Source organism: Pseudomonas sp. Z18(2022) (assembly GCF_036346535.1).
Classification (GTDB): domain Bacteria; phylum Pseudomonadota; class Gammaproteobacteria; order Pseudomonadales; family Pseudomonadaceae; genus Aquipseudomonas; species Aquipseudomonas yamanorum_A.
On the sequence record NZ_JAOTOA010000050.1, the window covers coordinates 1 to 9,291 of the forward strand.

Consider the following 9,291-nt stretch of genomic DNA (forward strand, 5'->3'; position numbering starts at 1 on the left):
ACAGCGAGGCGCCGACAGGCGGGGCAGAGCGTTTTGGTTACTTTTGCGCTTTTCAAAAGTGACCCGCTGTAAGAGCGGAACCATAAGCAGCCGTTACCGCAGGAATGGATATGTACACCACACCAACCCTCAAATCCTGCGCCTCCGCCCCAACTGCGGAATCCCCAAAGCAGGCACCACCTCCACCCGCTCCACCCTCCTCCCCACAACCCCCGCCAACCCCACCACCGTCGGCTGACTGAACAACGACCGGGCATCCACCTCCAACCCCGCCTTGCGCATCCGCGCCACCACCCCCACGGCCAACAACGAATGCCCCCCCAGCTCAAAGAAATGATCCCGGCGCCCCACCCGATCCAACTTCAGCACCTCAGCCCAAACCCCCGCAATCACCGTCTCCACCTCCCCCAAAGGCGGCTCATAATCCCGGCTCAACACCGCCTCCACCCCAGGCTCCGGCAACCCCTTGCGGTCCAGCTTCCCCGCCGGATTAAGCGGCCACGCCTCCATGCGCACAAACGCCGAAGGCACCATGTACTCCGGCAACCCCTCCACCATGTAGCTACGCAACGCCTCAAGCCCCGGCACCCCATCACGCACCGTGAAATACGCCACCAACCGCTCATCCCGAATCAACACCGCCACCTCCCGCAACCCGGGATGCGCCGCCAACCGCGCCTCAACCTCCCCCAGCTCCAGCCGCACCCCACGCAGCTTCACCTGAAAGTCATTGCGCCCCAGAAACTCCAGATTCCCGTCCGGTAGATAACGCACCAGATCCCCCGTGCGATACAACCGATCCCCCGCCACAAACGGGCTGTCGATAAACCGCTCCGCCGTCATCTGCGCCAACCCCAAATACCCGCGAGCCACACCCATCCCGCCGATATGCAACTGCCCACTGCACCCCAGCGGCACCGGCCGATCATGCTCATCCAACACATACAGCCGGGTATTACTGATAGCCCGCCCAATCGGCAACTGCACCGCAGGCACCGGCGCACCCGGCTCCAGGGTCCAGGCGCTGCTGTCCACCGTAGCCTCGGTAGGCCCGTAGACGTTATGCAAGCGCACCCTGGGCAACCGCGCCTGAACCCCACGGGCCAGAGCCTCGGTCAACTCGCCGCCGCCACATAAAACGTCAGTAAGGCTGGTGCACTGCGCAGACTCCTCCAGCTCCAGAAACTGCTGCAGCATCGCCGGCACAAACTTGATCACGCTGATCTGTTGCTCACGAATCACCTGCGCCAGGTACGCCGGTTCACGGTGGCCATCGGGCCGCGCAAGCACCAGGCGCATGCCATTGGTCAGCGGCCAGAACAGCTCCCACACCGAGCCGTCAAAACTGAACGGCGCCCGCTGCAACAACGCGCCGCCCTCGGCATTCGGGCACAGTTGCGAGCCCCAGTGCATCAGGTTGCCCAGGCCGCGATGCTCGATCATCACGCCCTTGGGCGTGCCGGTGGAGCCGGAGGTGTACATCACGTAGGCCAGGTTGCCGACGCTCAACCCCGGCACCAGCGGATTGCCTTCAGGTGCCTGGTGCCAGGCGCAATGATCGAAGTCGATCACCGGTATCGACACCGGCCCCGGCAGGTCGCGGGTCGCGCCATGTACCAGCAACGCCACCGGGGCGCTGTCTTGCAGCATGTAGGCCAGACGCTCACGGGGATAGCCCGGGTCCAGGGGCACATAGGCGCCGCCGGCCTTGAGAATGCCCAGCAAGCCCACCACCAGGTCCAACCCGCGCTCGACACACAGCGCCACCCGCGAGTCCGGCTGCACCCCGCGTTCGCGCAGGTGATAGGCCAGGCGATTGGCGCGTTCGTTGAGCTGGCGATAGGTCAACTGCTGCTCCCCGGCCTGCACCGCCACCGCGTGAGGGGTGTGCCGGGCATGGGCTTCGAACAGGGCGTGGACGGTCAGGTCCACGGGGTAATCGGTTTCACTGGCGTTGAAGTCCACCAGTTGCTGTTGCAGTTCGGTCGCAGGCAGCACCTGCACCTCGAACAGCGGGGCTTCTGGCGTCTCCACCAACCCCGTCAGCACGGTGCCGAGGTAATCCAGCAATCGCTGGGCGCCGATCTTGCGTGGGGCCTTGGCCTTGAGCCGGAAACCGCTGGCCAGGTCATCCACCGTCAGCATCAGCGGGTAGCTGAGGATGTCTTCACTGCTCAACAATTCGATGCCGGGCAGCAGTTCCTGAAGCTCCTCGGCCGAGGCATGCCGGTAATTCAGCAGGCTGTTGAACAGCGGCGTGACGCCGCTGCAACGCTGGGCCAACGCCAGCGAGGCCTGCTCATGGGCGAGCAAGGCGCTGAGTTGCTGCTGGGTCTCCTTGATCGCCTCGCGCACTGTCAACCCGGCCAGGCGCACCCGCAGCGGCAAGGTGTTGATGAACATGCCCAAGGCCCGGTCCGCGCCCTCGCCGGCCTGCAAACGTCCCAGCAGAACCGTACCGAACACCACATCATCACGGCCCGAGACGCGCCCCAGCACCTGGGCCCACGCCAGATGAAACAGGCTCGCCGCACTGACGCCCAGGCTTCGCGCCTGCTCACGCAGCAACTGGCCAAGGGCGTCGGGAAGCAGTACATCGGCTTCCTCAGTCTCGCGGCGATCCGCCTGGCGCTCCTGCAAACCGAAGGCCAGGGTCGGCTCGTCGACATCTGCCAGCCGCTCGCGGAAGAACGCTTCATGCCCGGCCTGGCGTGCCGGCGAACGAGTCTGGGCGACCACGTTGCGGTAGGGCACCGGTGCCGGCAGTTGCTGTTGCTCGCCTTGAAGATGGGCGCGGATTTCCGCCATCAGCACTTGGGTCGATGTGGCGTCGTTGACCAGGTGATGGAAACGCAGCATGCCCACCCAACGTCGGTTCAGCGGGTCTTCGGCGTAATCCAGGGCCATCAGCGGCGCCTTGCGCAAATCCAGCGGGCGCTGGCGCTCGCGCAGTTGCTCGACGATTGAGTCACCTGCAACGCTTACCGCTTCCACGTCCAGCCGCGCCTCGCGCCATACCACCTGCATCGGTTGTTCAAGGGCATCCCATGCCAGGCTGGTGCGCAGGATGTCGTGACGGTCGATCACCTGTTGCAGCGCCTGGGCGAAGGCGTCCAGTTGATCACGGCGGGCGAAGCTGAACATCGCGTGTTGCTGGTACGGATCGCGCTCGTCAGTGATGTGGTGATAGAGCAGGCCTTCCTGCAACGGCGCCAGCGGATAGATTTCCTGCACATTGGCGGCGCCACCGGGAATGGCGGCATTGATGCGCTCAATGCTTGGCTGATCCAGTTCGGCCAGCACCAACAGGCCTGGCGTAATGGAGGTGCAGCCCAAAGGAACAAGGTTGGCCGGCACATCAGGCTCGCGGCCTTCGCCGACCGCAGCCGCCAACGCGGCCAATGTCGGCTGGCCAAACAGTACCTGCACATCGGCCTGCAATCCGGCCTGGCGCATGCGCTGTACCAGTTGAACGGCCAACAACGAATGGCCGCCCAGCTCGAAGAAATGATCATGCCGCCCTACCTGCCCGACGTGCAGCAGCTCGCTCCAGAGCTGCGCCAGGATGATCTCCGTGGGGCCTTGGGGGGCTTCGTAGATTCGGCTGACAAACGCATCGCTGCCAGGCGCCGGCAAGGCCTTGCGGTCGAGCTTGCCGTTGGCGGTCAGGGGCAATGCATCGAGTTTTACGAACGCCTGCGGCACCATGTAATCCGGCAAGCGCGCTTGCAGGTCGGCGCGAAGCTGGTCGATCTGCACCGGGGCTTGTTCGGTGAACCAGGCCAGCAGTTGACCGTCCCGCACCTGCACCACGGCTTCAGTGACGCCTTCACACGCGGCCAGGGCGGATTCGATTTCACCCAGTTCGATACGCATGCCACGGATTTTTACCTGGTCATCGTTGCGCCCCAGGTATTCGAGATTGCCGTCCGGCAGCCAGCGCGCCAGGTCGCCGGTGCGGTACATCCGGCCCGGGTTGAACGGGTCATCGAGGAAGCGTTCAGCGGTCATTTCCGGGCGGTTCAAGTAGCCCCGCGCCACGCCTGCGCCGCCGACGTACAACTCGCCAGCAATGCCGATAGGCACCGGTCGCTGCTGCTCATCCAGCAGGTAGACCGTGGCATTGGCGACAGGCTTGCCGATGTGCAGCGGCTGCCCGACCTCAACGAGGCCCGAGGTGGCAACGACGGTGGCTTCAGTCGGGCCGTAGTTGTTGATCACCGCAAAACGGCGGGCCTGGTTGAACTGGCGCAGGCGGTCGCCACCGATCAGCAAGGTGCGCAGGGTCGGGTGCTCGATGTTCTGGCTGAACGCATACTCGGCCACCGGTGTGGGCAGGAAGCACACGTCCAGCGGTTGCGCGCGCCACCAGTCCAGCAGCGCGTCGATGTCTTCCGCGCCGTCGTGAGCCGGCGGCAGGTGCAAGGTCGCGCCCACGCACAAGGCCGGCCAGACTTCCCAGGCCATCGCATCAAAGCCGAAACCGGCCACGCTGGCTGTGTGGCTGCCCGCGTGCAGGTCGAAGGCCTGGCAGTGCCAGTCCACCAGGTTGGCCACGGTGTGGTGCTCCACCATCACGCCTTTGGGCAGGCCGGTGGAGCCCGACGTGTAGATCACGTAGGCGAGATTGGCGGGGGTCATTGCAACCTGAGGGTTGCTCGCCAAGTGTGCGGTGGCCTGGTCCAGGTTGATCACCGGCACGCTCAGTACCGGCAAGCGTTCGAGCAAGTCCGTCTGGGTCAGCACCGCTACGGGTGCGCTGTCATGGAGCAGGTAATTCAGGCGCTCGGCGGGATGGGCCGGGTCCACCGGCACATAGCAGGCGCCGGACTTGAGAATCCCCAGCAACCCCACCAGCGTTTCCAGGCCGCGTCGGGCGACGATTGCCACACGGTCGTCAGGCTTGACTCCCAGCACCAGCAGTTGATGCGCCAGGGCATTGGCCCGTTGATTCAACTCGGCATACGTCAGCCGCTGGCCCTGATACACCGCAGCGACTGCATGCGGCGCCAGCGCGGCCTGGGTCTCGATACGTCCATGCAGGGTTTGCGCCGCCGGATACGCTTGGGCGGTGGCGTTCCAGCGTTGCAACTGCGCGGTTTCTGCAGGCGTCACCAGGGAGAAATCCGCCAGTGTCCGGTCTGTATCTTTCAGCCCCTGCTCCAGCAGATACACCAGGCGCTCGGCCAGGGCTTGCACTTCATGCGCCTGGAAATACGCCTCGTTGTAGACGCAGTGCAGGCACGCCGTGTCGTGGTAGCGGTTGCTACGCAGGTGAATCGCCAGCGGCAAGGGCTCGTGGTGGTTGGAGACCTTGATCGCCCGGGCCGATGCCTGGCCGTAGCGAAACTCATGGTCGTCCTGTTCATAGGACACCGACAGGTCGAACAGTTGGCCACGGTCGGCACGCAGCAGACCCAGCTCGCGATTCATCTCGCTCAGCGGGAAGCGCTGGTGCCGGAAATCCTGCTTGAGCTGGTCCCGTACACCGCGCACCAACGCGCTGAAAGACCCGTCTTCGCTGAACTGCAAACGCACGGCGCTGACCTGGGTGAACAGCCCCAGGGTCGAACGAAAGCGCGCATTGGAACGGTTGAGAATCGGCAGCCCCACCACCCACTCCTGGCGCTGGCCGGTGCGGCTGAAATACACATACATCGCAGCCAACAACACATGGAACGCCGACGCCTGGTAACGACTCGCGACACGGGCCATGCGGTTGAGCAGCGCCGCCGGAAATGGCGCCACCAGGGTGTTGCTCGGCGCCTGGCCCCGGGCCTGGTAACGGGGGGTCAGCAGCGGCTCGGGCAACACCCGGTATTTATCCAGCCAGTAGCTGCGGTCCCGGGCGAAACGGGCCGACTCACGATAGCGTTCGTCGCTGTCGATGAAGTCGATATAGGACGGCGCCGACAGCTCCGGTTGCCAGCCCTGCTCCAGGGCGCTGTAGAGGCCGGCCAGGGATTGCAGCATCTGGCCGAAGCCCCAGCCGTCGAGAATCAGGTGGTGGGCCTGAGTGCCGAGGCGGTAATGCAGGTCGTCGAGCTTGACCAGGAAGAACCGGAACAACGGTTCCTCGACCAGCCGGTAGGCGCGGGCCATTTCGTCCTGCAGCAAGGCCTGGGCGGCAGCCTCGGGATCGGGCAGACGGGAGTAGTCATGCTGCGGCACCGATACCGCCATCACCTCGGCAAAACCCTGCCGGGGCAAGCCGTCTTCCGCCACCTGCAACACCGTGCGCAACCCGTCGTGCTTGGCCACCAGTTGCTCGATAGCGCGCTGGATCAATGCGGGGTTCACCGGGCCGGCGAGGTCGACATAGCCGCCGATGTTGTACAGCGGCGAGTCGCCGAGGCGCAGTTGGTCCAGCCAGATATCCCGCTGGGCGGCGGTCAGGGGAAAAAACTTCATAAGATCCTTCTCATGTGAGGTGTCGATAAGGCGCACAACGCCCCATTGAGGCGAAATCGACGGGATTTAAGCACCGCCCCCAAGGCGCGTATGTCACCCGAAACCCGGACAGCCGGGTACCGCGCCGAGGTTGGCTGATGGTTCAGTGCTGAAACGATTAAATGAATGTAGGAGATTGGCTATATCTGGCCGATGCCGGATCGCCATGCCTTTTCAAAAAAACCAATAAAAACATTTAATTTCAATTAGTTAACAAACTCTAAAATCCACGAACGGCGCATCCACGCATTATTTAACTGTCAGAAATGACGAAATAATGGCGCGATTTTTATGGCAGGTTGTGTCCCTCGTTTCCGCTACATACGTAGGACAATTCCCCGTGGCTAAATAAAGCCTCGAGCACCGACCCAGGTTCAAGGAGAACGGGAGGCCTGCACACGAAGGGGCAACCGTTGACGGTTTTCGACATCAAGGATGAGATGGCTATGAGTCTGACCAGCAGTATTCGGAATATGGAAAGTCCGCAGTTTTATTTCGAATTGGGGGAATTGATTTCCAGCGCAGGCACCGATCCCTTTGCCGCAAACATGCTGCAACTGGTGAACAAACTGGTACCGGTGCACTTGGTGGACCTCAGTGAATGGACCCTCGACGAGCACCAGGCCAGTGTGCTCGATATCAAGCTGCTCGGCAGTGACGGGTTGAAGCAGGACCTGCCGCCACCGCGCACCCTGCATCACCGCGACGATCACCCGCTGCTGAAAAAAATGCTCGGCATGAACGACCCGCTATTGATCCAGATGAATGCCAAGGCCAACAGCACCCACGCCCGCGGCACCTCCCACCAGTGCAACCTGGTGTCGCGCCAGGCCAACCGGCGGTGCGTGATTTCGTTCTATCGGCCCCACACCCAGCGGGCCTTTTCCCTGGCCGAACTGTCGTTTCTCAAAAGCCTCTCGGAAACACTGCTGCCGTTGATGGAGCGCCACGCGCAGATCAATCGCCAGGTGCCGCTGGTAGCGCCCGAGCCCTCTAAAACCCCGCTGGAGCAGTCGCAATTGCAGCGCGAATTCTACAAACGCCTGTCACTCAGTGACATCACCCTGTCGGCGCGGGAGCAGGAGGTTTGCCTGGGGTTGTTGACCGGCGGCACCGTGCCGCAGATGGCCGAGAAACTCAGCGTGAAAAACAGCTCCATCGAGACTTACCTCAAGCGTGCGGCGGCCAAACTGGGGGTCAGTGGCCGCCATGGCCTGGCCAAATGGATGGTTGGCGCGTAATGAAAAAACTGATGCTCGGTGTGGTGTGTGTGCTTGGCGGCTGTTCGCTGATCCCGGATTATCAACGGCCCGAGGCGCCGACACCGGCGCAATACCCGCTGTATAACGGCGGCATTGTCGGTCCATCGGCTACAGGGCCTGACTGGCAGCAGTTGTTCCGTGACCCGGTGATGCGGCAGTTGATTGGCCAGGCGCTGGAGAATAACCGCGACCTGCGGGTGGCGGCGCTGAACGTGGAAGCGTTCCAGGCGCAATACCGCATCCAGCGCGCGGACCTGTTCCCGGCGGTGTCGGCCACGGCTGCCGAAAACCGCCAGAAAGTCCCGCGCCGCGCCACTGGCACCGGCAAATCTGCGATCACCTCTACCTATTCAGCGACGTTGGGCGTGAGTGCCTACGAGCTGGATTTTTTCGGCCGTGTGCGCAGCCTCAGTGAACAGGCGATGCTGCAGTACCTGGCCACTGAAGAGGCCCGGCGCAGTGCGCAACTGAGCCTGGTGGCCAACGTCGCGAACGCCTACCTGACCTGGCGCGCCGACCAGGAACTGCTGGCCCTGGCCCAGCAGACGCTGACGTCGGACGAGCACAGCCTGCGCCTGACCTCCCGTAGCAAAACGGCGGGCAAGGCGACGTCGATCGATGTGATCCAGGCCCAGACCAGCGTTGAAAGCACCCGCGCCAGCATCGCCCGCTACCAGCGCCAGGTTGCCCAGGACCTCAACAACCTGGCATTGCTGGTGGGCGGGCCGGTGCCGGATTCGCTGCCGGCACAGCCGCTGTCCGCCGACCTGGTGGCCCGGGTGCCGGCCGGGTTGCCGTCGGACCTGCTGCAGCGGCGGCCGGATATTGTCCAGGCGGAGTATCAGCTCCAGGCGGCCAACGCGAATATTGGCGCGGCGCGGGCGGCGTTTTTTCCTTCGGTTACGCTGACGGCCAATGCGGGGACCAGCAGCAAGGACCTCTCGGGATTGTTCCAGGGTGGTTCGGGGAGCTGGGTGTTCCAGCCGCAGATCAATCTGCCGATCTTCAATGCGGGCAGTCTGCGGGCCAGTCTGGATTACGCGAAGATTCAGAAGAACATCTATGTCGCGCAGTATGAGAAATCGATTCAGACCGCGTTTCAGGAGGTCTCCAATGGGTTGGCGGCGCGGCAGACGTATAACGATCAGTTGGCGGCGCAGCGGGATTTTGTTCGGGCCAACCAGAAGTATTACGACCTGGCGCAGCATCGGTATCGCAGTGGGGTGGACAGTAATCTGGTGTTTTTGGATGCGCAGCGGTCGTTGTTCAATTCGCAGCAGGCGTTGATTGTTGATCGGTTGGCGCAGTTGGTGGCGGAGGTGAATTTGTATACGGCGTTGGGTGGGGGGTGGGAGGTGGCATCTTCTGGGGCTGGGAGCATATCCGTTACTTCGGTAACGGCTGCTTATGGTTCCGCTCTTACAGCGGCTCACTTTGGAAAAGCCCCAAAGTAAGCAAAGGGCTCTGCCCCGCCTGTCGGCACCTCGCCTAGGCTCGGTGTTCCCTCACTCCGGGCTGAATGGGGCAGTCAGATCAAGAGCAAGATCAAGATCAACAGCACGGCGGCCTGAAAGCCGAC

Annotated in this window: 3 protein-coding genes; 2 read left to right on the forward strand and 1 reads right to left on the reverse strand. The window is 63.1% G+C overall.

Annotated features, from left to right (window positions below):
• Positions 1 to 129: 129 nt before the first annotated feature.
• Entirely contained in the window at positions 130 to 6,411 is a 6,282-nt protein-coding gene (locus tag V3W39_RS33345; RefSeq protein WP_330214167.1) for an amino acid adenylation domain-containing protein, read from the reverse strand.
• A gap of 485 nt (positions 6,412 to 6,896) precedes the next feature.
• On the opposite strand from V3W39_RS33345, the gene V3W39_RS33350 reads away from it, so the two are divergent.
• On the forward strand, positions 6,897 to 7,691 hold the full coding sequence (locus V3W39_RS33350) for a helix-turn-helix transcriptional regulator (protein ID WP_177049005.1): 795 nt from the start codon (positions 6,897 to 6,899) through the stop codon (positions 7,689 to 7,691).
• Positions 7,691 to 9,166, forward strand: a complete 1,476-nt coding sequence (locus V3W39_RS33355; protein WP_177075873.1) for an efflux transporter outer membrane subunit — start codon at positions 7,691 to 7,693, stop codon at positions 9,164 to 9,166. Before V3W39_RS33350 ends, V3W39_RS33355 begins: the two co-directional genes overlap by 1 nt.
• Positions 9,167 to 9,291 lie beyond the last annotated feature (125 nt).

Coding starts and splice junctions, on each gene's coding strand:
- V3W39_RS33350 (WP_177049005.1), top strand. CDS start 6,897: ATGAGTCTGACCAGCAGTATTCGGAATATGGAAAGTCCGCAGTTTTAT.
- V3W39_RS33355 (WP_177075873.1), top strand. CDS start 7,691: ATGAAAAAACTGATGCTCGGTGTGGTGTGTGTGCTTGGCGGCTGTTCG.
- V3W39_RS33345 (WP_330214167.1), bottom strand. CDS start 6,411: ATGAAGTTTTTTCCCCTGACCGCCGCCCAGCGGGATATCTGGCTGGAC.